The organism is Gemmatimonas aurantiaca, assembly GCF_037190085.1.
Lineage (GTDB): Bacteria > Gemmatimonadota > Gemmatimonadetes > Gemmatimonadales > Gemmatimonadaceae > Gemmatimonas > Gemmatimonas aurantiaca_A.
Genome location: NZ_JBBCJO010000005.1, coordinates 658768 through 682072, shown reverse-complemented (window position 1 = coordinate 682072; position 23305 = coordinate 658768). Strand labels below are relative to the sequence as shown.

Below are 23305 nucleotides of genomic sequence, written 5' to 3'. Positions count from 1 at the left end.
ATGCAACGACTCCTTTCGCCAATGTCAGGCAGGCGTGTACGGACTCTGTCGATCGCAGGGTGCCTGCTGTCTCTCGCCTCCGGCGTGCAGGCGCAGCGTCTGAGCGGCACGCTCACGCATGAAGGCTCCAGGGCTCCGGTGGGCGGTGCCCTCGTGCTGCTGCTGGGTGAGTCCCGCGATACGATTCTGGCCCGTGGTACGACCTCGGCGACGGGACACTATCTGCTGCAGGCCCCCGGGGCCGGAGTGTATCGCGTGCGCGTCCTGCGGGTGGGACAGCGTCCGCTCGTGCGGGGGCCCTTCCGGATCGGGGCTGGTGAGACGATATCCGAACCGATCGTCGTTTCCGAACAGCCGATCCAACTCGCCCGATTCGATGTCCGTGCGTCGAGTGGATGCCGCCGGCGGCCCGACAGCACGACGTTGGTGGGGCAGCTGCTCGCGGAGGCTCGCACGGCGTTCCTGGCCAGTGTGTCCACGACCCCTGACGGCGAGTCCAGAGCCACCTACCGTCGATACCGGCGCCTGGAAGACCGGAAGGGAGGTGAGGCCGGGGTGGAAGCCAACGCGATCGAAGTCCGCGCGTCCACCAGCCCATTCGTCAGCATCGCGATCGATTCGCTGGCCCGTGTCGGCTACGTCGTGCCGGAAGGTGACAGCATCACGTATCACGCGCCCGATGCCCATGTCCTGCTTTCCCGGCATTTCTCCGACCTGCACTGCTTCCAGGTGGTTCAAGGTGATTCCACACACCCCGATGCACTCGGCATCCAGTTCCGCCCGGTGATCCGGCGGGATCGTGTCCGCGATATCAGCGGCACGATCTGGATGCGCCCGGGATCGACGGTGCTGCACGAAGTGGTCTACCACTACGACCCACCGACCGCCGAAGACCGGGAAGGACGCATCGGCGGCACTGTGGCGTTCGATACGACGACCTCGGGGATCTGGTTCGTGCGCAACTGGCAGATCCGCATGCCACAGACCTCCGAGTCGCGCATCGGTCCCGACTTGTCGCGGCAGGCGGCACCGGAGCAGAGTTTCCGGCGCCTCGAGCGGGTGCACGTCAGCGGGGGCGTGGTGATGAATGTACGCCTCTCCTCGGCGGTCCTGTTCGTGGACAGCGCGGAGACGCGGCGGGCCGAGGAGGCGGAACGTCTGTGGGCCCAGCAGCAGCAGGCCAGTCGGGAGCAGGCCGATCGCGAGGCGGTGTCGAGTCTGCTCGAAGGCAGCTGTGGCGGGCTGCGGGCTCCTGAACGCGGCGCCATCTCCGGGCGCGTCATCGGTCCGAGCGGCGCACCGCTGGTCGGTGTGCCGGTGCGCGCGAGTTGGCGGGTGGTGCTGGCCGACGGAAGTCTCCTGGGATACCGGGATGACCGCGCCGAGACCCGGACCACCGTGGACGGACGATTCGTGCTGTGTCCGATTCCCCTGGAAACACCGGTGCAGGTGGGCACCGTGATCGAGCGTCGCACCGGCATCATGTCGACGGTGCGCCTTGCGCCATCGACGCTGCATGAGAGTGTGCGGCTCACCGTGCCGCTCGGCCAGCTGGCCGGCGCCGCCCGCGAGGCTCAGCAGGCCGTAGAGATCGCGGCGGCGGAAGCAGCGGGGGGCGGGGGCGCCTCGTCGGCACTGCTGGCGGTGCGCGTGCGCGATGGATCCGGCGCGCCCATCCACGGCGCCGAGGTGATTCTGTCCACCGCGACGAGCGATACGCTCATGACGACTGACGTGGAGGGCGTCGTGCGACTGACCACGGTGGCGGACACCGTCGATCTCCTGGTGCGACAGGCCGGTCTCGAACCCGTCTCCCGTCGATTGCAGCTGTCGGGAGGAGAGAACGATGTGGACGTGCAGCTCCGCAACACGAACAGGATGCTCGAGACGCTGCGGACCACGGCCCGCCGCAATGAAGCACGTCAGACCGAGATCGACGAGCGCATTCGCCGCGGCGTTCCCAATGCCGCGATCCGGCGAGCCGATATCCAGCGGGAGCGCGCCTCGCTGCTCTCCGACCTGCTGCGTCCGGTGCGTGGCATCGACGTCACGTCACGGGACGGCGGCATGATGGCCGTCTCGCGTCGAGGAGGAAACGCCTCGCTCCAGGAAGGGACCGGGGGCACGGTCTGCGTGCTCCGGGTCATGGTCGACAATGTGCTGCGACCTCTCGACACGAGCCTGGACGCGATCCCGCTCACGGACATCTACGCCGTGGAGGTCTATCTCGGCCCCGCCCGCATTCCCCTGCAGTTCGGCTCGACGGGCGAGAATCTGTGGTGCGGGGTGATTGCCATCTGGACGCTGCAGCGCTGATTCCCGATCAGCCCGCCAGCAGTCCCGGCATGGGTGTTGGCGTAGCCAGTGCCTCCTGCACGGCCGTCATGACGGCTTCGGGCAGCGGTTCGGCGTTGGCACGACGCGCGGCTTCCAGCACCATGGTGAGTGCGCGGGCCTGGGCCGCATAGGCCGCCAGGAGCGCACCACCGGCGCCGGGCGTGGCGACGATGTCGCGCGCGAGATCCTCGAGCTGGCGGGCCAGCGCGGACGACGCAAACGGTGCCGCGGTGGTGCGCTCACGGTCGCGTTCGCCGCGCGTGGGCTGCGGTTTTTCCTCCGACGGACCGAAGCCGGGGAACCCCGACGGGGCCAACGCCTCCTGGACCCTGCTGTTGGTGGCGGCCAGTACCGCCAACCGGCGACGCGCCATCTGCGACGACTCGAATCCCACGCCTGACTCTCCGGAAACGGGCATCCGCAGAGGGGACCAAGCCCGTCCTCTTGACAGATGCCGATATGTTACATAAATGCGACAGTGATCTGGATGCGGTTGGCGCGTGCTAACCGCAAGCTGTAGTGCTGCTTACCGATCGCCCTCGTCGGGGTGACCAGGTTGGTGGCGCGGCAGTGCCCGGGTCATCCTCAGCACGACCTCCTGCGGGACCCCGTTCGAGCCCTCCACTGGAGATGGCTGGATGCACGTCCTCACTACGGCGACCGACCGAGACCTTGCGGCGCGCGAGCTGGCCGAACTGGCCAGGACCACGCTCGACGAGCACTGGGCTGTCGCCGCGATCCCCCCGGAACGCCGGGCTCTGCTGCTCGAACGAGCCGACGCGGCCGCGCTGCTTCCCGGCGACGGCCTGGGCGAGCCCATCTCCGACGGGCTCGCCCTGCTCGGCACCGCGTACGAACTGGCCGCGCTGAGCCAGCTGGAAGCCGCGCTGCAGCCCGTGCCCAGTGCCGGACGCGATCTGGCGCAGGCCGTCCTGACCCTGGGCGCGGCCCGGGCCTTCCGTTGTGCCGCCGCGCTCCGTCCCCCCATCGACGACGGCGAGTCGGCGGTCACCTGGGCGCTCCGTCTGGGCGCGCTGGCACTGATCTCCCGCCAGACGGAGAGCTATGTACGCTGGTGGGATGCTCGCCACCACGTCAGCGAGGTGGTCAAGCGCACCGCTGCCCGCCTCGAGCACGAGCCGTGGGAGCCTTACGCCCGCGGTATGCTCTGGATGGCCTGGCTGGGGCTGCTCGGCGCACCCGTGGCCGCCCTGCCCGAGCACGCCACGGACGAGCTTCCCATGCTCACGGCCACCCGCAGCCGGCTGGCCGCCTTCCGCGAACGCCGGGCCCAGCACGATGTGCCCGGTGACGGACCGGTCCTCAATGCGGCCGCGCTGCGCGCCCGCATGGTGGAGTTCGCCATTCGTCATCTGGCGGACGCCACCGAGCTGCTCACGGTCGCGGTGCTCCGACGCACGCTCCCCGACGTGTCGGCTGAGTTCAAGCTGCATCTGAGCGCGGCGCGCTCCGCCATGGCTGGCGATCATGGGCAGGATATGCTGCTGGCGTGGTTGCAGGCTGCCGGCGTTACGCTGGCAGGCGGCGTGACCGCGCAGCTCGAACTCCCAGGATTCTAGTCCGACCGGCACCCGCGCCTTTGGACGACCGCCACACGCGATAGACCCGGCGACCGGTGCTGCCCACCGGAAACGCCACGCGTCCCCCACCCAGTGGAATGATGTCGGCGAGCATCGCTCCCAGCGCCCGGCGGCTTTCTTCATCGCCCGCCGGTGCCGGCATCTCCGCATCGATGCGGTACCAGTTCACCGCCGCATCCCGCTCCGCGCGCACGACATACTCATCGTCCGCGGTCCAGAACGCAGACAACCGACGGCCGTCCCAATCCATGTGGATGGCAAGACTTGTGATGGGTGCAGGCTCCATCATGCCGATCGGTGCATCACAGGCAACCACGTTCATGGCAAAATTCCGTGAGGTCCAGGAATGTGAGCCACTGATTTCAGGAGAGGGGGCAACAAATCAGTGGGCGGGGATGTTATGACGATCCGCGTGCCCACGCAATACGACCGGTTGATCCTAAGTTATTGACAGTATTGTAGATATCTGTTGAAATCGATGTGGATAAGTGCCTAACCGCCCATCCTGACACAGGCTGCGATCCATGGTGATGTTGAAAACCTACTTCGTGATGGACGGCATAAGGCGGGGGTGAGGGCATCTGTTGTCCACATCAACGTCTATCACAAAACTGATATTTGCTTGTCTGCTGACACAGGTTGTCCGGTTCGAAGAAGCGACCTGGGCTGTGACGGATCATGGAACGATCAGGGACAGATCATGCGCGCGAAAATAGTTCGCTGAGCCCATGGCGGAGTCGGTGACATGAACACATTCTCCCGACATCACGAGCCACTCACGCGAGGTGTAGAGACGTGTCCATCGAACCACGGATCGGCCTGCTGGTCGGGCGGGAATGGTCCTTCCCCCCTGCGTTTCTCGATGCGGTCGCCAAGCGCCAGTCCGGCGTGCCGGCCGAGTATGTCAAGCTCGACGCCACACGCATGGCGCAGCAGGTCCCCTACAGCCTGATCATCGATCGCATTTCGCATGAGGTCGGCTTCTATCGGACCTTCCTCAAGCATGCCACACGGATGGGGACCACGGTGGTCAACAATCCCTTCATGTGGGCGGCGGACGACAAGTTCTACGACGCCACGCTGGCCATTCAGCATGGCGTGGCGCACCCCAAGACGGTGGTGCTCCCCAACAAGGACTACATCCCGGGCATCTCGCACTCCGAATCGCTGCGCAACCTCGCCTATCCGCTCGACTGGAAGGGCGTTGCCGAGTACATCGGATTCCCCTGCGTCCTCAAGGACGCGCACGGCGGCGGCTGGCGGGATGTCTACGTCTGTGAGTCCATGGAAGAGTTGCTGCGCCACTATAACGAGAGTGGCCTGCTGACCATGGTGGTTCAGGAATTCATCCAGTGGGACGCCTATGTGCGCTGCATGGTGCTCGGGCGGGAGGATGTCCTGCCCATGCCCTACGATCCGCGCCAGCGCCGGTACATTCCCGATCCCGGGTATCTGGGCGCCGAACTCGAGGCGCGCTGCGTGAAGGATGCGCTGACCCTGTGCCGGGCGCTGGGTTACGACATGAACACGGTGGAGTTTGCCGTGAAAGACGGTGTCCCGTACGCCATCGACTTCATGAATCCGGCACCGGACATGGATATCAACTCGCTCACTCCCTCCTACTTCGAATGGGTGGTGGAGCACATGGCCGATCTCGCGATCAAGCTGGCCACCGCGCCGCGGCCCACCCTGCCGGCCGGCCCGATCATCTCGGCGCCCCCCACGCCCTGATGGCCAATCACGAATCTTCGCGAGAGCAGATGTCCACATTTGTGCCGCACTATCAGCACTACCACGATCTGCTCCGGCAGCCGGCGCTGGCCGAGGAGTCGGCGGCCGTGCTGGAACAGCAGCTCAGGCAGCAGGGACTGTTTTTTGGCGACCGGGCGTTGTGCAGCGTGCTGCGGCCGAGATTCCTGACGCTGGAAGAGTACCGGCTGATCTGCCGGGCCTGCGGGTTGGTCGGCAGCGCGTTCGACAAGGTCCGGGCGGCGGCCATGGCCGACTCGGCGTTGCGTGCGCAGTTCGGACTGACGGCCTGGGAAGAGCAGCTCATCCACGCCGATCCCGGTTTTCCGGCGGCCAGCCCAACCTCCCGTCTCGATGCGTTTTTTGCGGCCGGTGAAGACGGCGCAGGCCTCAAGTTCACGGAATACAACGCCGAGACACCGGCGGGCGCGGCGTACAACGATGCGCTGTCGCGGGCCTTTCTGGCGATGCCGGTCATGCAGGCATTCAACCGCACGCACATTCCGCTGCCGATCCCGGCCGGAGCGGGCGTGGTGGACGCGCTGCTGGAGGCCTACCACGCGTGGCGGGGGCAACGGGAAAAACCCTCGGTGGTGATTCTCGATTGGCGCGACGTCCCCACCTACAGCGAGTTCGTGCTGTTCGAGCAGGAGTTCCAGGCGCGGGGCATCGACGTGTTCATCGGGGATCCCCGCGATGCGGAGTACGCCAACGGGCGCCTGACCGTCGCCGGTCGGCCCGTCACGATGATCTACAAGCGGGTGCTGATCGACGAGCTGGTGACACGGGAAGGGCTGGAGTCGCCGGTGGTCCGGGCCGTGAGAGACGGTGCGGTGTGCATGGTCAACCCGTTCCGTTGCAAGCTGTTACATAAGAAGGCCTCACTTGCTGTCTTAAGTGATGAACGACAGTCGACGCTGCTCACGGCGGCCGAACGCGAGGCGGTGCTGCGTCACGTGCCGTGGACCCGGGTGGTGGAGGAGCGGCACACGGAGCATGCGGGGGCTGCCGTCGATCTGCTGCCCTTCATCGCCGCGAACCGGGAGCGTCTGGTGCTCAAGCCGAACGACGAATACGGAGGCAAGGGCATCGTGCTGGGCTGGACCGTCGATGACGACGCCTGGCAACAGGCAATCCGAACGGCACTTGCAGAGCCGTATATCGTGCAGGAACGGGTGGAGGTGCCGAGTGAGCCCTGGCCGGCCATGGTGGACGGGGCGGTACATATCGGTGACCGGATGCTCGATACCGCGCCGTTCCTGTCGAATGGGACGGTGGTATCAGGATGTCTCACCCGCATCGCAACGGACCCGCTCCTCAACGTCACGGCAGGCGGCGGTTCGAACGTCCCGACTTTTCTCGTTGAGGCTCGTTGATGTCCCAGTCGTACCGTTCCTACCGCCCGACCATCGGGCTCACCACGCAGACGCTGCATTCCATCGACGGCATCCCGCCGGCGCTTCCGTCCTCGTGGGTGATGAACCAGCGTTACTTCCTGGCGGCGACCATGGTGGGCGCGGTGCCGTGGATGATTCCGCTGCTGGACGACGATCTGGCCACGTTGCGGGAGATCTACGAACGGCTCGACGGTCTGCTTATTCCAGGCGGTGTGGACATCAATCCGGCCGAATATGGAGAGGCGGTGCGGCCGGAATGTGGCAATCTCGATCCGGCCCGTGACCGGGTGGAGCTGCAACTGGTGCGTTGGGCCATCGAAGACGGCAAGCCGGTGCTCGGGCTGTGCCGGGGGCTGCAGATCATCAACGTGGCCCAGGGCGGCACGATGTGGCAGGATCTCGCATCACAAAATTCCGCGTTCAACAAACACGATTATTTCCCCACCGCGGGTTTCGAGCGTGACCATCTCGCGCACGAGGTGGATGTCGTGCCGGAAACACGGTTGTCACAATTGCTCGAATCCACACGCTGCGGCGTGAATAGTATGCACCATCAGGGGATCAAGCAGCTCGGTCGTGATCTGGTGGCGTCGGCGCGCGCGGACGATGGACTGATCGAAGCAGTCGAAGGGACGGGGGACGGATTCCTCGTCGGTGTGCAGTGGCATCCGGAGGTCTTCGAGATGGCGGATCCGCACAGCCGTCATCTGTTTGCGGGCTTCATCAAGGCTGCCGTGGACTGGTCAACCGCCAACAACACGGCCCGCATGGGCGTGGGGGGATGAATGCGAGCGCCGAGCCTGACGGTCGGGATCGAAGAAGAATACCAGATCATCGATCCGGTCACGCGTGACCTGACACCGGGGTTCGATGCCCTGGTGCAGTCGAATGATGCGCAGTTGGCGGACGTCAAGGCGGAGTTGCACCAGTGCCAGGTGGAGATCGGCACGAAGGTGTGCGGGAACATCGCCGAACTCCGCACGGAGTTGGTGAAGTTGCGTGGACTGGTGATCAAGGCTGCCGGGCAGCACGGACTGACCATCGCGTCCGCGGGCACGCATCCGTTCTCCAACTGGATGAACCAGGAGATGACGCCCAAGGAGCGATACCTGGGCGTGAAGGCCGAACTGCAGGACCTGGCGCACCGCCTGCTCATCTTCGGCACGCATGTGCATGTGGGTATTGAAGATCAGGAGTTCCGCATCGACTGTCTGAACGCGGTGCGATACATCCTGCCTCACATTCTCTGCCTGTCCACATCGTCGCCGTTCTGGTTCGGCCGCAATACGGGGCTGCACTCCTACCGCAGTATCGTCTTCAAGAATTTCCCCCGCACGGGGGTGCCCCGCATCCTCAATGGCTGGGGTGACTACGCCGACCTGGTCGATACGCTGCAGAAGACCCGCAGCATCCCCGACGGATCGAAGGTGTGGTGGGACGTGCGCCCGCACCATCTCTATCCCACCCTCGAATTCCGCGTGTGCGATGTGAACACCCGGGTGGACGAGGCGGTGTGCATCGCTGCCATCCTCCAGGCGGTGGTGGCGAAGATGTGGAAACTGCGCCGCGACAACATGACCTTCCGGGTGTACGCGTCCGATCTCATCGAGGAGAACAAGTGGCGCGCGGTGCGGTGGGGCCTGGGCGGCAAGCTGATCGACTTCGGCAAGAAGGAGGAGATGCCGACGTCGGTGCTCATCCGCGAGCTGATCGAGTGGTTCCTCGACGACATGCTCGACGAGCTGGGGACGCGAAAGGAAGTGGAATACGCCTATCGCATTCTCGAGGAAGGGTCGAGCGCGCAGCGACAGCTGGCCACCTATGCCCGCACGGGTGACCTGCGGGCGGTCGTGGATCAGCTCATCCGCGAAACGGCGGAAGGCGTCTGTGAGCCCACGCTGGGACCACCGCTGGAAAGCTTCGCGTCACCCATCGGCGCGATGCCACCGTCCTCCGAAATCCCCATCCCGTCGTCGGCCGCGAGGGGGCAGACGGTACCTTGAACGACGGTATTGGGTTTCGGGGGGGACGCGTTTGGTGTGGACGCCGATGTCAGGATGTCCACACCTGTAGCGCGGCATCTATCGTGAAGGCCTTACGCGTGCGTCAGCGCCGGTAGCGTGCGATCATCTCTCCGATACGCCCGGCCGCTTCGACGGCCGCCCGATGGTTTTGCGAAAAATTGAGTCGCACGCTGTTGGTGGCATCCGGACTGAATTCCGTTCCCGGCGTGACGGTGACGCCGGCCTGCACCCGGAGCGCCCGCACAAAATCGTGCAGCGGGATGTCGAGTGCGGGCAGCTGCGGAAAGAGATAGCTGCCCGCCTGCGGGGTGCGTACGCGCAGACCGGGAACCGCGCCGAACACCGCCAGCAGTTCGTTTCGCAGCGCTTCGTGCTTCACGATGCGGTCCTGCATCCAGCCGGCGGGCTCGGCGAACCAGGTGCGCAACACCGCCTGGGAATACCCTGGCGCGCGGAGCGACACGATCGCCTGCAGCTTCTCCATCCGGTCGACGAGGTGTGACGCACCGAAGGCCACACCCAGCCGGTATCCGCTCAACGATTCCGTCTTGGATGGCCCCATGATGGTCACCACCTGCGCGGCATCGATGGACGACGCGCGCAGGTGCGTATAGGAGTTGCCGGAGTACAGCAGGCGCGAATACAACTGGTCGACGATGACCGTGGCGCCGTATTGTGAGGCCAGTGCGGCAATGCGGGCGATCTCGTCGGGCGAATGGATCACACCCGCCGGATTGTTGGGATTCGAGAAGAGGAAGGTGCGCACCCCGGACTTGAAGGCGTCTTCCAACTGCCCGAGATCGAGGCCTGCGCGATCGGTGTACGAGAGGTGATCCATGCGCACCGGCACCACGACACCACCCAGAAACTCGACGAGTTTGCGATTGGCGAAATAGTCGGGACGCACGATGGCCACGCGGTCCCCCGTCGTGACCAGAGCCCCGAGCGCGAGAAACAGCGCGCCCTGTGTTCCCGGTGTGATGATCAGTTCATCGGCTCCCGACACCGGATGGCCCGTGAACGCGGTCAGGCGTTCGGCGACCATCTCGCGCAACCCGCCGCCACCCCGGTACTCCGTGTACGCCTGGGAGCCGCCGCGATGCACACCGGCAACGAACTCCTCGAACGCGCCGGGTGTCGGGGCAAAGGCGTCGTCGTTCACGTCGCCATGAGAAAAATCGACCGGCGTTCCCGGCAGCACCTCGCCGCGGAAGTTGGAGTCGTCAGCCGTCTGCCGCACTTCCTGGCCCGGCGCGTGGTCGGTGCCCAGCCGGGCGAATTTCTCGTCGATCGTCAGCATCGTGCCGTCCGCATGGTTCAATTGGTTCCGCATGGTGGTGATGCGGCGGAATGTCTCGTGAAGTCATTCACAAGTCATCCACACGTCATCCTTCGCTCAACAGCGCCGCATCGTCCGTGGCATCGTCGAGCAACAGGAGATGGGCAAGGCGCTCGGGAAACTCGTGGATCTTCAGGCGCATGTGGGTGGCGGGATCGGCATCGGGTTCGCCGATCGTCACGGCCAGCGCGGGGCCGGTTCCCGAGATCTGTCCCACGTACGTGATCGCGCTGCCCGTGCGTCGATGCGTGAGCCGGATGCGCCAGCTGTCGTGGGGTTCGGGCACGACCTCCCCTTCGAACGCGCCGAAACGGGCACGTTTGACGCCGGCGGCGGTAAGCGCGATCAGCGCGGCGCCCACACGCAGCGTGGGGGCGCGGTGGGGCAGGGCGTCACGAACGAACACGTCGGCGGCGCTGACGGCATTGGGCGCGCCGTTGGTGGCGCCGCCGAGCCAGTGCAGCAACTCGGGGGTGAGCCGCGCCGCGGCTCCCGAGAGTTCGACGCAGCGTGCGGCATATCGCAGCACCTGACGCACTTCGATCCGATCGACGTCGTCGAAGAACCAGGCACACGACGTGAAGGTGCGCAGCGATGCCCGCGTGAGTTCGAGCAGTTCGCGGGCGCGCTGACGCTGGGCCTCGGACGCTTCGGGGCGCACGACCCGGTCCACGAACTCCGTGATGGGCGCGCCGTCGAACGGCACGATCTCGCCGTACGCATCGCGCACGTCCCAGGGATCGTCGCGGAACAGCAGTTGTCCTTCACTCTCGTACACCGCATGGCAACGCTCTGCCAACTGCTCCATGGCCCGCCGCAGCGGCCCACGCCATTGCTGCGCGGGAGGCCGGCTGCCATCGATGCGGCATCCGCAGTTGCTGCGCCAGCGCTCCACCCCGTGCGCGCAGCTCCAGGCTGACGGAGACACCAGCGTCACGTCCTGTCGCGGCGCCTGCGCGGCCACCAGCGACGCAGCGTTGGTCAGGTGCGACGAGGTGCGGCGCGCCATCAACGACATGGCTTCCGCCAGCGTCGACTCGCCGCCCCGATGATGATGACCGAATGTCTCACCATCGGTGGCCAGCGTGGTGCAGCGCGCATCGGACAGTTCGGTGCCCTGAAGCGGCGTGAGACGGGACGCCAGCGCGCGTGCGTCGTCGAGCAGACCACCGAATGCCACATCCCCCGCCAGTGCTCCGTCGTACGGGACGATGATCAGCTCACGCCCCGACGCGCCACGCCAGCGCACCGGCATGCCGCTGCCATCGTGTCCCTGAACCTGATACGGCGCCAGAATGGTGAAGCGGATGCCCTCGGCGGCGGCGGCATCGAGGGTGTCCTCGTCCACCGCGCACTCGGGAAACCAGAATCCCTCAGGGACGCGGCCGAAGCGTCGCGTGAAATCGCGGATGCCCCAGCGGATCTCGGTGCGGCGATCCCGTGCGGACGCGAGCGGGAGAATCACATGATGATACGGCGCGGCGATGGCGTTGCCGTATCCCCACCGCCGGATGCTGGCCGCGTCGCCCGCCTGCATGGCCTGAAGCACCTGCGGCGCCTCGCTGTCGAACCATTCACACAACGTGGCGCCGACATCGAACGAGCACCACGCGTAGAGATTCACGAGACGGGCGAGTCCCACTTTGGCATCACGGTCGGCCGGAGACGGCGCCGCCCGCGCGCTCTCCAGCAGATAGGCTTCGGCCAGCGCCTGTCGGGCATAACACTCGCGCGTGATGCGGGTGTTCCAGTCGTGATCCGGGGCCGCCGATCGTTCGGCCTCGATCACCTCGAGCCACGGATCCTCACGCGGCGGCTGATAGAGGTGTTGATGCACGATGACCGAATGGGTGTTCGCGAGTGCGTTCGGCGAGGCGTTCATGAGTGCCTCAACGGCGGCGTCGTGCGAGATCGGTGGCCCGACGATAGACATCATCGTAACGTTCGGCGGCGCGCTCCCATCCAAAATCGCGACGCATCGCGGCTCGCATGCGTGCCGTCCATGCGGCAGGGTCGGAGAAACGGGCCAGCGCGCGCGAAATGCCGTGGTCGAAACTCGCCGTGGTGAATTCGTCGAAGAGGAGGCCCGTGACATCGTCTTCGATGGTGTCGGCGATCCCACCCACCCGACGCCCCACCGGCAATGCGCCGTACCGCTGCGCGCGCAACTGCGTGAGACCGCAGGGCTCGTATTGCGACGGCATGAGAAAGATGTCGGCGCCGGCCATCAAGCGATGTTCGAGCCGATCGGTGAAATCGAGTTGCACACCCACCTGCCGCGGCCGGGCCTGCGCCAGCGCGAGCAGGGCTCTTTCGTATCGTGCCTCTCCCGCCCCGAGGAACACGAACTGCGCGTCGAGCGTCCAGATACGATGGGATCCGAGCAGCAGATCGAGTCCCTTCTGCGTCACCAGGCGTCCGGTGAATCCGAAGAGCGGCGTCTTCCGACGCTGCGGCAGCCCGAACGATCGTTGCAGCGCGGCCTTGCAGCGGGCCTTGTTGGCGGGATCCTCGATCGTGTACCGCGCGGTGATCTGGTCGTCGGTGGAGGGATCCCACACCGATTGATCGATACCGTTGGTGATGCCGGTGAAACGCGATCCCAGCCACTGGAATACATCCTGCAAGCCGAACCCGCCGCCTGCCGTCCGCAATTCCTGGGCGTGCGTCGGGCTCACCGTCACCACCATGTCGGCGAAGGTGAGACCACCCTTCAGGAAGTTGATGCGACCATACCACTCGAGGTGGTGGAAATCGTACACCTCCGGCGGAATGCCGCATTCGTTCAGCATCGACGCCGGAAAGTGTCCCTGATATCCCGCGTTGTGCACCGATAGCACGGTCGGTGTCGATGCATACCGCTCACGCAGGTGTTCGTAGCTGCGCATGTACATCAGCGCCAGCGACGTGTGCCAGTCGTGGGCATGAATCAGCACCGGTCCCACGATCAGTCGTGGGATGGCATCGAGCACGGCGCGCGAGAACAACGCGAACCGTCGTGCATTGTCCGCATAGTCACGTCCGCCTTCGCCGTAGATCCCTCCGCGCGCGAACGCGCTCGGAATGTCCACGAACACCACCTTGGGGCCTCTGGGCGGATGCACTTCACGGAAGAAGCGCACCTCCTCGGTGCGGAAGCCCAGATCCACGCCGATGGCCCGGCCCAGCGGTGCCAGATCGGGCGCATGATCGCGGACGGTGCGATAGAGCGGCATGAACACCACCACATCCGCCCCCGCGCGCACCTGGAAGTTCGCGAGTCCCATGACCGCTTCCGCCAGTCCACCGGTCCGGGCGAACGGACTGTATTCGGCGGTGAGGTGGACGATGGTGGGTTTCGCCTGACCGGTGCCGAGAACGATGGGCGTGCCGAGGCCGGGCGTGGGAAGATGGACGCGGGTGCTCATGAGCGTGGTCTCCTCATGCCGTCGGTGGATCGTCCGGCAGCGCGTCGCCGAGGATGGACGGTGCGTAGTACCCGCGGGCGTACTGCTCCACCATGCGACGGGCCGTGAACTGCTGTCCGGCGACCCGGATGGCGTGTTTCATCATCAGCAACCAGCGACGCGGCAGTTCGCTCTTGTCTCGATCGTAGAAACGCGGCACGACTTCATGCTCGAGCAGCTCATAGAGGCGACGCGCGGTACCCGACCCTTCGTCGTTGTCCACTTCGGGTTCGATGGCCCAGCCGTTGCTGCCTTCGTATCCCTCTTCCCACCACCCATCGATGGTGGAGAGTTGCGGCACGCCGTTGAGGGCGGCCTTCATGCCACTGGTTCCCGAGGCCTCGAGCGGGACACGCGGCAGATTGAGCCACAGATCGACACCCTGCACCAAGAGGTGAGCGAGGTGCATGCTGTAGTCTTCGATGAACGCCACGCGGCCTTCGAAGCGCGGGTCGCGCGTGAAGTGGTAGACATTCTGCAGCACCTGCTTGCCGGGATTGTCGGCGGGATGCGCCTTGCCGGCGAACACGATCTGCACCGGACGTGCCGAGTTGGTCACCAGTGCGCGCAGGCGCTCGACATCGCGGAAGATGAGATCGGCGCGCTTGTAGGTCGCGAAACGCCGCGCGAAGCCGATGGTGAGCACGTGGGGATCGAGTAGCGTGCCGGCGCCCGCAAGCTGTGTGGCTTCGAGACCCCCCTGCGCGAACGCGCGGCGCGCTTCCTCGCGCACGCGGCGCATCAGCGCGTGCTTGAGACGGGTGTGCGTGTACCACAGCTCTTCGTCTTCCAGTGTCAGCACCTGTTCCCACAATGCCGGATCGTTGCTGTACCCCCATGCCAGCCCGAGGTGCTTGTCGAGCAGCTTCATGACGGGATTGGCCATCCACGTGGCCAGATGCACGCCGTTGGTGACATGGCCAATGGGCACCTGTTCGGCCGGACGGTTGTTCCACAGCGAGCGACTCATTTCGCGTGTCACGATACCGTGACGGCGCGACACGGCGTTCACCCGGCGCGACAGACGGATGGATGCCGACGTCATGTGAAACACCCCGCTGCCCGATTCGGGGTGATAGCCGATGTGGGCAAACGCTTCCGGCGTGATGCCCATGGACGTCCAGGTCGCCTCGCCCTCGGCGCACCGCAACACGTCCTGGGTGGCAAAATGATCGTGGCCTGCCGGCACCGGCGTGTGCGTGGTGAAGACGCTGCAGTTGCGTACGCGTTTGACCGCGTCGGTGTAGGCCAGCCCTTCGGTACAGAGTTCACGGACCCGCTCGACCATCATGAACGCGGCATGTCCTTCATTGGCATGCCATGCGGCCGGCGCGATGCCCAGCGCGCGAAGCGCCCGCACGCCACCCACACCCAGCAGCCACTCCTGGCGCAGGCGCATCGCCGGGCCGCCCGAGTACAGCTTGGACAACAGGGGCCGGTCGTCCGGATGATTCTCCTCGAGATCCGAGTCGAGCAGATACACCGGTACCCGGCCCACCTGCATCTTCCACACCCGGATGTGGACATCCCGACCGAAGGTATTGACCGTGACGAGGTGTTTCGCGCCGTCGCGGCCGGGCAGCGGGGTGAGGGGGACCGAATTGAAATCGATGCGGGCGTCGGTGTCTTCCTGCCAGCCATCCACGCGGATGTGCTGATCGAAGTACCCGTTCCGATACAGGATGCCCACGGCCACCAGCGGCACCCCGAGGTCGGAGGCCGTCTTGAGATGGTCGCCGGCCAGCACGCCCAGTCCGCCCGAATAGATCGGCACCGAATTATGAATGCCGAACTCGGCGCAGAAATACGCCACCGGACGGCCGCGGAGTTCGGGGAACGTGCGGGCGTACCACGTGTGTTCGTCGGAGCGCTCGGCGCCCAGCCACATCATGGCCCGGTCGTACCGGGCGCAGAACTGCGTGTCCTCGGCCAGTGCGGCCAGCCGCTCCGGGTGAACCCGTTGCAACAACAGAAGAGGATTGTGCCGAAGCTCCTGCCAGAGGGTGTCGTCGATCTCCTTGAACAGCATCCGGGCTTCACGATTCCAGCTCCACGCGAGGTTCTGCGCGAGCTGGGAGAGCCCGTTCAGGCGTACGGGGAGGAGCAGCGGAGCGGGGACAGTCGGATTCTGGGAGCCTTCAACGGGCACGGTCATCTCGGGTGGGGCAGGTGATCAGGAGGCCATCGTCGATGGTCATCGGCATGAACCAGGGCATGCACTAGGAAAGTTATGCCGTGGGCAGTGGGTGTGGACAGGTGAAGCTGTCCGAACTAGTCTCGAAACAGTATGGAGCGTGTCTGCTTGGACATGCCCTTTCCCGGACGAGCGTCACGCGGGCCACGTCATGCGGCCGATGTGCGTCGCCGGTGGCCCGATACCCCCTGCTCATGCCCGCACGTTCATCCAGCCGGTCTGCCAGTCAGTCCGGTCGTCAATCCGGTCGTCCATCGTCCCGTCAGTCGTCCCGTCGATCGCCCGGCCGTTCACCGGCCATCGACGTCTTCAAATTCGGTGGGGCGTCGCTGGCCGACGCGGCGGCGGTGCGGCACGCGATCGCGCTGATTCTCACGCCCCGTCCGACGCGTGTGGTGACCGTCGTGTCGGCGCTGGCGGGTGTGACCGATGCGCTGCTGGCGATTGCGGCGGCGGCGCGTGATGGCGATGTGAAGACGGCGGATGTGGCGATCGATCGCCTGCACGCGCGGCATCGCGCGGTGGGAGACAGCGTGTTGCCCAATCAGCGCGCCCGGGCGGCACTCGGTCGTGAGCTCGACGCGGCTTTCGATGAACTGCGCACGCTCGCCCACGGCGTGGCCAGTCTGCGTGAACTCACGCCGCGCACACGCGATTTTCTCGTGGCACGTGGTGAACAATTGTCGGCCCGGATCGTGGTGGCCGGCCTGCTGGCGCGGAAGAGCAAGGCGCAGTATGTGGAGGCGGCCGAGATCATCCAGACGGATGGCGTGTTCGGGAACGCGTTTCCTGATCTTTCCGCCACCGACCGGCTGGTGCGGGCCCGGCTCACGCCCCTGGTGCGCCGCAGGATCGTGCCGGTGGTGCCGGGTTTCGTGGGTGGTGGTCACGAAGGCGCGCTGGTGACCCTCGGCCGCGGTGGCAGCGATCTGACCGCCACCGTGCTGGGGCGCGCGCTCAAGGCGCAGTGCATCACGCTCTGGAAGGATGTTCCCGGGCTCATGACCACCGATCCGCGTCTGGTGCCGTCGGCGCGCATCGTGCCGCAGCTCAACGTGCGGGAGGCCGCCGAACTCGCCTACTACGGTGCGAAGGTGCTGCATCCGCGGGCGCTGATTCCGCTCACGCGGGTGCACGTGCCGGTGTTCGTGCGCCCGTTTGCCGAACCCGAGGCGGCGGGCACCGAAATCTCGGTGCGTCATACGCTGCAACGGTATCCCGTGAAGGCGTTGAGCATCGTGCGGGGGCAGGCGCTCATCACGGTGACCGGCAATGGCATGCTGGGCGTTCCGGGCATCGCCGCGCGCACGTTTGCCGCACTGCAGCAGGCGGGCATCTCGGTCACGCTCATTTCGCAGGCGTCGTCGGAACACTCCATCTGTCTGTGCGTGCCCTCCGAACGTGGACACGACGCGAAGATCGCGCTCGAGCGGGCCTTCGCCGTGGAGCTGTCGCGACGCGAACTGGAAGGCATGGATGCGCAGACCGAGATGGCCACATTGGCCGTCGTGGGACTTGGCATGGCCGGTTCCCCCGGCATCGCGTCGCGCATGTTCACGGCGCTGTCGCAGGCCGGCGTGAACATCGTGGCCATCGCGCAGGGTTCCTCGGAGCTCAACATCTCGGTGGTGATCGCCGAACGGGATGCCGAAGCGGCCGCACGCGCGGTGCACGACGAATTCCAGCTCGACAAGATCGGTGGCGGCGGTGTACGCCGCGACGATCGTCTCGATGTGGTGCTGCTGGGTGTGGGGCAGATCGGACGTGAACTGCTGCGCATGCTGCCGCTCACGAAGCGTCGGGTGCGGCCCACCATCGTGGGGCTCATCGATCGCAGCGGGTTCGTGTTCGAACCCGACGGCCTGTCTCCGCGTCAACTGGCCGCTGCGGTCGCGCTCAAGGAGGCGGGCAAGCCGCTCACCTCACTGGAACATGCCCGTCGTGCCTCGGCGCCCGATGCCGTGCAATGGATCGCCGCGCATGCGCTCGCGAGGCCCGTGCTGGTGGACGTCACCGCCGACGACACGCTGGCCGCCATCCGCAAGGCGATCGGCGCCGACATGGACATCGTGCTCGCCAACAAGAAGCCGCTGTCGGCACCACGCGCCGAAGTGGAAGCGTTGCGGGAACTCGCGCGGAAGCATGGCACGCGCATTCTGCACGAGACCACGGTGGGGGCGGGCCTGCCGGTGATGGACAGTTACGCCAAGCTCGTGGAAACCGGCGACAAGGTCCTGCGGGTGGAAGGCTGCACCTCGGGCACGCTGGGGTTCCTGCTCACCGAGATCGGCAAGGGACGACCGTTCAGTGAGGCGCTGCGTGATGCCATGGCACGGGGGTACACGGAGCCTGATCCGCGCGACGACCTCTCGGGCATGGACGTGGCGCGCAAGGCTCTCATTCTGGCGCGACTGATCGGATTCACGGGCGATCTTTCCGATGTGAAGGTGGAGTCGCTGGTGCCCGACGCGTATCGCCACCTGCCGGTGGCGAAGTTCAAAGCCACCCTGGCGGACCAGGACAAACTGTGGGCCGCTCGTCAGGCCGCGGCGATGAAGCAGGACCGTGTGCTGCGCTACGTGTTGCGGGCCACACCCACGAAGGTGACGGTGGGACTGCAGGCGGTGCCCACGTCGCATCCGCTGGCGGGGTTGCGCGGCACCGACAATCAGGTCGTCTTCACCACGAAGCGTTACAAGGAACATCCGCTCGTGATCACCGGACCTGGTGCGGGACCCGCGGTCACGGCGGCTGGTGTACTCAACGACATCCTTCAGCTCACACCCGCATGAGTCCCGACCGCGATCCGTCCGGTGGCCGTCACGAGGCCGCTGAAGGCCATGATGCCGTGTTCCTGTCCGCGTCGGAGGCGGCCGGCGCGCAGAGCGTGCAGCGCTGCGATGCCTGCGGGCATCAGTTGCCGGCGCTCGATGCCGCGCCCGACTGCCCCAAGTGCGGCGGTTTGCTGGCCATCATTCACCGCGTCCCGGTGGATGTGATGGGAGCGCCCCTCGTGGGCGGGGCGCTCGCGCAACTGTTCTCACCGGCCACGCCCGGTGCGCAATCCGGAACGCATGTGTCGGGTGTGTGGCGTTTCGAATCGCTCGTCATGCCCGGCGCGGGTGCGGCGATCACCAGTCACCCGGAAGGCAACACGCCGCTCATGGCGCGGGGACGTGTGAATGCGTTCACGGGCTGCGACGGTTTGCTGATCAAGCACGAGGGATACAATCCCACCGGTTCGTTCAAGGATCGCGGCATGACGGTGGGCACCACGCAGGCGGTGCGCACGGGCGCGACGGCGGTGGCCTGTGCGTCCACCGGCAACACGTCGGCGGCGCTGGCATCGTACGCGGCGCAGGCCGGCATTCCCGGGTTGGTGTTCGTGCCCGCCGGCAAGGTGGCCCTGGGCAAGATGGCGCAGACCCTGGCCTACGGCGCCAGAACCCTGCTCGTGCGCGGCGATTTCGACGCCTGTCTCAGGCTCGTGCAACAGGCGTCACGTGAACTCGGGATCTATCTGCTCAACTCCATCAATCCATGGCGGGTGGAAGGGCAGAAGACCATCGTGTTCGAGATGCTGCAGCAACTCGAATGGAACGCACCCGACTTCATCGTGCTGCCCGCCGGCAACCTTGGCAACACGGCCGCATTCGGCAAGGCGCTGCGCGAAGCCCATGCCCTGGGACTCATCACCCGGCTGCCACGCATCGTGTCGGTGCAGGCGGCTGGTGCCGCTCCGTTCGCGTGGGGATTCCGCGAACACTTCGCGACCCGTCACACCGTGCAGGCGGAGACGATCGCGACGGCCATCCGTATCGGCGATCCGGCGAGCTGGGATCGCGCCGTACGCGCGATCCGCGAAACGAATGGCCTGGTGATCACCGTGACCGACGACGAGATCATCGACGCCAAGGTCGTGATCGACGCGTCGGGGGTGGGCTGCGAGCCGGCGAGCGCGGCGAGCGTGGCGGGGGTGCGGCAGCTCGTGCAGCAGGGCGTGATCGGTGCACACGACCGCGTGGTGGCGGTGCTCACGGGCCATGTGCTCAAGGACCCCGGCATTCTCGTCGAACTACATCAGGAACGGACGGACTTTGCCGCCGCCAATCGGCCGGTGGAGATCGAACCGACGGTGCAGGCCGTGGAAGCGATCCTGCGACAGTCGACGGCACACTGATGCGCAAGCCGATGCGCACACTGATCACCGGCGCATCCCGGCCGCTGGGCATCGAACTGGTGCGGCAGAGTCTCATGCGCGGGGACACCGTGTATGCGGCCTGCCGCAATCCCGCCCGCGTGCCGGTGCTGGCCGATCTGCGCGCGCAGTATGGCGGACTCGAATTCCTCGCACTCGATCCGGCCGATGCCTCGAGCGTGGCAGATGCGGTGCCGGTGCTGGAGGGGCTGACGGAAACGCTCGACCTGCTGGTCGTCGCGCCGGCCGAACCGGGCGCGCACGATCGTTCAGCGCAACTCGCCCGCGACGAGGAACTGTCGACGTTGTCGGGGACGGGTCTGGTGGAGCACTACCGCCGCCACGCGGTGGCTCCGCTGTTGCTGGTCCGCACGCTCTTGCCCTGGCTCGCCCATGGCGACGGCGCGCGTGTGCTCGTGGTGAGCACCACACGCGGATCGTTGTCGGCGAAGCGGGACGGGGGCGACTACGCCACCGGCGCCAGTGCCGCCGCGTTGCACATGCTTACCCGGGCCCTCGCGCACGATCTGCGCGAAGAACGCATCGTGGTGTGCCTCGGCAATCCCGGTCGTTACGCCGAGTCGGCGGACGACGAGAGCGCGCCGGTGCTCATCGAGGATGCGGCGCTCGGGTTGCTCATGCAGGCCGAACGTCTGCCGCGGGAGCGGAGCGGAGCGTTCGTGGATTGGACGGGCGCGGAACGCGGGTGGTGAGAGCTGCGCGGTTTTGGGCCTCCATAACCCTCAACCCCTCGCGCGCATCTTCTCCCGCTGCTTCTCCAGCGCCGCATTCTGGATGGAATCGGCGCGCACGATCTGCACCGAATCCAGCTTCGCCCGCGCCCGGTCGCGATAGGCGTCCTGGATATCGGCCAGACGTGAGAAGAGCGCCCGCACCGTGTCCGATGCACCGGGGCCGCCCCGGCCCTCCATCCCCGTGCTGTCCGATGGCATCTGACCACGCCCGCGTCCCATCCCCCGACCGCCACCTCCGAAGCCACTGCGGCCCCCGCCGGCACCAGTCTCGTCGGCGGTCACCTTCTCCAGGTCCTTGAAGACCGGAGACTGCTTCTCCTCCAGCTCCTTTTTGTAGAGCTTGAAGGTGTCCTGCTGCGCTTTGGTCAGCGCCAGCACCTTCTTGTTGTCCAGCAGGAAGGCCAGCGGATCGGTCTGCTTCATGCGCTCACGGGCCATGGCGGCCGGGGTGCGGTTCCCGCCCGATCGCCCACCACCCGGCGGACCGCCGCGCCCCATCCCACCACCGCCCATTCCGCCTCCTCCCATCCCACCGCCGCCTCCCATACCGCCCATGCCGCCCCCCATCTGGGCCTGGACCTGCGTGGGAATCGTCAGGATCATCAACGCGGACACGGGTACCAGCATCAGATGACGCAGGCACCGAAGAGGAGCGGACATGGGGACGACTCAGTGAGCGAAGGGGAGACGTGAGCGGGCGACGGGACGCGCGGAGCGGTCTGAGCACGGCGGCGGCCATAGCGCGCGCAATGATCGTCGCGCTGATGGCCGCCTGCTCGAAAAACCCTTCAGCCGCTCCCGTCCCCACGCCCGCGGCCGTGCCCACGACCGCCTCGCCCCCGGCGACGCCATCGACCGCGTCACGCGGTGCTTCGTCGGCTGCATCGTCCATGACCTCACCGCCAGCGCCCCCGGCCGCGCTGGCCGTCATCCCGGTGCGGGTGACGTACGTGCTCTCGGCCCTGCGTCCCTCGCTGGACTCCCTGTTTCCCGAGCGCGATTCCCTTTCCGAGGCGCGCTGCGCGAACGCGGCGGGGCTGGTCTGTCACCAGTACGTGTACCGACGGGACTCGCTGATTCTCCGCGGCACCGAGAACCGTCTGCAGATCGACACCCGTCTCACGTACCGCGCACGCGTGGGGACACTGGGCAGCGCCCGGGTGGCCGGGTGTGGATACGCACCCGAAGCCATGCGGCGTGCCGATCTGCACATGACCACCGCACTCTTCTGGCGGCGCGACTGGCGGATCGGATCGCGGGACACGCGTCTCGTGGCCACGCTGCGCGATCCCTGTCTCGTGACGGCGCTTGGCCTCAACGCCACACGCACGCTGCAGTCGGTGATCGACAAGCAGCTGGCCGCCTTTGCCGCCCAGGCCGACAGCGCCATTCCCGTGGCCGGCGACTTCCGGCCCCTGGCCGACTCCCTCTGGCGCAGCTTTCTGGCCCCCACACCGCTCGATTCCACGGGCACCCTGTGGCTGTTGCTCGATCCGCAGACCGTTCGGGTCACGCCTTTTGTCGGCGCCGGACGCAACATCACCACCACGCTGGTGCTCTACGCCCGCCCCCGGGTCCTGGCCGGCGCCCGCCCCGCCACCGTCGACAAACCGCTTCCCGTACTCGCCCTGGGAGAAGGCGCTGCCGATTTCCGCGTGCCGGTGTCGGTGGAGCTGCCGTTTGCCGAACTCCAGCGCATGGCGTTGGAGCAGCTGGCCGAGGAGACCGCGCGCCAGAGTGTGAAAGTGGACAGTGTCCTGCTGCGTGGGGCGGGGGACAGCCTGTTCGTCGATCTCGCGGTGTCGGGTGCGCTGACCGGGCGTCTGACGTTGGTGTCGCGTCCCCGCTGGGATGCCGCCGCCCGCGAGCTTCGCCTCGACGATCTCGATTGGACGTTGCAAAGCCGAGGCCGCCTGGCTCGGATCAAAGCCACCCTGGCCACCCCGTTGGTTGCCCGGGCCGTCCGACGGGCCACGAGCGGCGGCCGGGTGCCCCTGGGAGCGCAGCTCGATTCCGTACGGACCGAACTGCTGCTCAAGCTCAACGGGACGCTGGCACCAGGCGTGGTGATGGGCAGCAGCGTTCGCGACGTGCAGATTCTCAGCGTCCGCACCACGCCCTCGGCCATCGTCGTGCAGGCGTTTCTGTCGGGGCAGAGTGGGGTGTGGGTGCAGTGAGGGTTTCGGGTAATGGGGGGTGGGTTTGGGGGCGAGCAGCCGGGTTCCGGGCACCCGGTCCCAGGCAGTCAGTCTGACCGTCTCCGTC

General features: G+C 66.5%; 17 protein-coding genes. 10 read left to right on the top strand and 7 right to left on the bottom strand.

The features are described from left to right. Positions 1 to 21 precede the first annotated feature (21 nt). Positions 22 to 2316, top strand: coding sequence for a hypothetical protein (locus tag WG208_RS08740; protein ID WP_337170955.1), 2295 nt, complete (start codon positions 22 to 24; stop codon positions 2314 to 2316). Between the two features lie 7 nt (positions 2317 to 2323). On the opposite strand, the gene WG208_RS08735 is transcribed toward WG208_RS08740, so the two are convergent. Further along, positions 2324 to 2731: a hypothetical protein gene (locus WG208_RS08735; RefSeq protein ID WP_337170954.1), complete on the bottom strand. Its 408-nt coding sequence runs from the start codon at positions 2729 to 2731 to the stop codon at positions 2324 to 2326. Between the two features lie 244 nt (positions 2732 to 2975). Between WG208_RS08735 and WG208_RS08730 the strand changes: the two genes are divergently transcribed. Continuing rightward, positions 2976 to 3917, top strand: coding sequence for a hypothetical protein (locus WG208_RS08730; protein ID WP_337170953.1), 942 nt, complete (start codon positions 2976 to 2978; stop codon positions 3915 to 3917). Here WG208_RS08730 and WG208_RS08725 read toward each other — a convergent pair. Next, complete coding sequence (locus WG208_RS08725) at positions 3868 to 4260, bottom strand: hypothetical protein (RefSeq protein WP_337170952.1); 393 nt, start codon at positions 4258 to 4260, stop codon at positions 3868 to 3870. The genes WG208_RS08730 and WG208_RS08725 overlap by 50 nt on opposite strands. A 473-nt stretch (positions 4261 to 4733) precedes the next feature. Between WG208_RS08725 and WG208_RS08720 the strand changes: the two genes are divergently transcribed. The 4 genes from WG208_RS08720 to WG208_RS08705 are packed head-to-tail and all read left to right on the top strand — an operon-like array spanning position 4734 to position 9087. Next, positions 4734 to 5669: a hypothetical protein gene (locus WG208_RS08720; protein WP_337170951.1), complete on the top strand. Its 936-nt coding sequence runs from the start codon at positions 4734 to 4736 to the stop codon at positions 5667 to 5669. A gap of 29 nt (positions 5670 to 5698) precedes the next feature. After that, on the top strand, positions 5699 to 7063 hold the full coding sequence (locus tag WG208_RS08715; RefSeq protein WP_337170950.1) for a circularly permuted type 2 ATP-grasp protein: 1365 nt from the start codon (positions 5699 to 5701) through the stop codon (positions 7061 to 7063). Then, positions 7063 to 7869, top strand: coding sequence for a gamma-glutamyl-gamma-aminobutyrate hydrolase family protein (locus WG208_RS08710; RefSeq protein ID WP_337170949.1), 807 nt, complete (start codon positions 7063 to 7065; stop codon positions 7867 to 7869). Before WG208_RS08715 ends, WG208_RS08710 begins: the two co-directional genes overlap by 1 nt. Further along, positions 7870 to 9087 (top strand): carboxylate-amine ligase, encoded by a 1218-nt coding sequence (locus tag WG208_RS08705; protein WP_337170948.1) that lies wholly within the window; start codon positions 7870 to 7872, stop codon positions 9085 to 9087. 103 nt (positions 9088 to 9190) lie between these two features. Here the strand turns inward: WG208_RS08705 and WG208_RS08700 are convergent, their stop codons facing one another. From WG208_RS08700 to glgP, 4 genes are all read right to left on the bottom strand, one after another. After that, positions 9191 to 10408 (bottom strand): pyridoxal phosphate-dependent aminotransferase, encoded by a 1218-nt coding sequence (locus WG208_RS08700; protein WP_345786978.1) that lies wholly within the window; start codon positions 10406 to 10408, stop codon positions 9191 to 9193. 85 nt (positions 10409 to 10493) lie between these two features. Continuing rightward, positions 10494 to 12329: a DUF3536 domain-containing protein gene (locus WG208_RS08695; protein ID WP_337170946.1), complete on the bottom strand. Its 1836-nt coding sequence runs from the start codon at positions 12327 to 12329 to the stop codon at positions 10494 to 10496. Between the two features lie 7 nt (positions 12330 to 12336). Next, entirely contained in the window at positions 12337 to 13854 is a 1518-nt protein-coding gene (locus WG208_RS08690; RefSeq protein WP_337170945.1) for a glycogen/starch synthase, read from the bottom strand. 13 nt (positions 13855 to 13867) lie between these two features. Next, a complete protein-coding gene (gene glgP, locus WG208_RS08685) occupies positions 13868 to 16048 on the bottom strand; it encodes an alpha-glucan family phosphorylase (protein ID WP_337170944.1) in 2181 nt (726 codons plus the stop codon). A 233-nt stretch (positions 16049 to 16281) separates the two neighbouring features. Between glgP and thrA the strand changes: the two genes are divergently transcribed. The 3 genes from thrA to WG208_RS08670 are packed head-to-tail and all read left to right on the top strand — an operon-like array spanning position 16282 to position 20998. Then, the gene (gene thrA / locus WG208_RS08680; RefSeq protein WP_337170943.1) at positions 16282 to 18879 is read left to right on the top strand and encodes a bifunctional aspartate kinase/homoserine dehydrogenase I; all 2598 of its coding nucleotides are present in this window, start codon (positions 16282 to 16284) and stop codon (positions 18877 to 18879) included. Continuing rightward, positions 18876 to 20267, top strand: coding sequence for a threonine synthase (thrC, locus tag WG208_RS08675; RefSeq protein ID WP_337170942.1), 1392 nt, complete (start codon positions 18876 to 18878; stop codon positions 20265 to 20267). Before thrA ends, thrC begins: the two co-directional genes overlap by 4 nt. Then, positions 20267 to 20998: an SDR family NAD(P)-dependent oxidoreductase gene (locus WG208_RS08670; RefSeq protein ID WP_337170941.1), complete on the top strand. Its 732-nt coding sequence runs from the start codon at positions 20267 to 20269 to the stop codon at positions 20996 to 20998. Before thrC ends, WG208_RS08670 begins: the two co-directional genes overlap by 1 nt. A gap of 30 nt (positions 20999 to 21028) precedes the next feature. Here the strand turns inward: WG208_RS08670 and WG208_RS08665 are convergent, their stop codons facing one another. After that, positions 21029 to 21700, bottom strand: coding sequence for a hypothetical protein (locus WG208_RS08665; protein ID WP_337170940.1), 672 nt, complete (start codon positions 21698 to 21700; stop codon positions 21029 to 21031). 230 nt (positions 21701 to 21930) lie between these two features. On the opposite strand from WG208_RS08665, the gene WG208_RS08660 reads away from it, so the two are divergent. Then, a complete protein-coding gene (locus WG208_RS08660) occupies positions 21931 to 23217 on the top strand; it encodes a DUF4403 family protein (protein WP_337170939.1) in 1287 nt (428 codons plus the stop codon). The last annotated feature ends 88 nt before the right edge of the window (positions 23218 to 23305 follow it).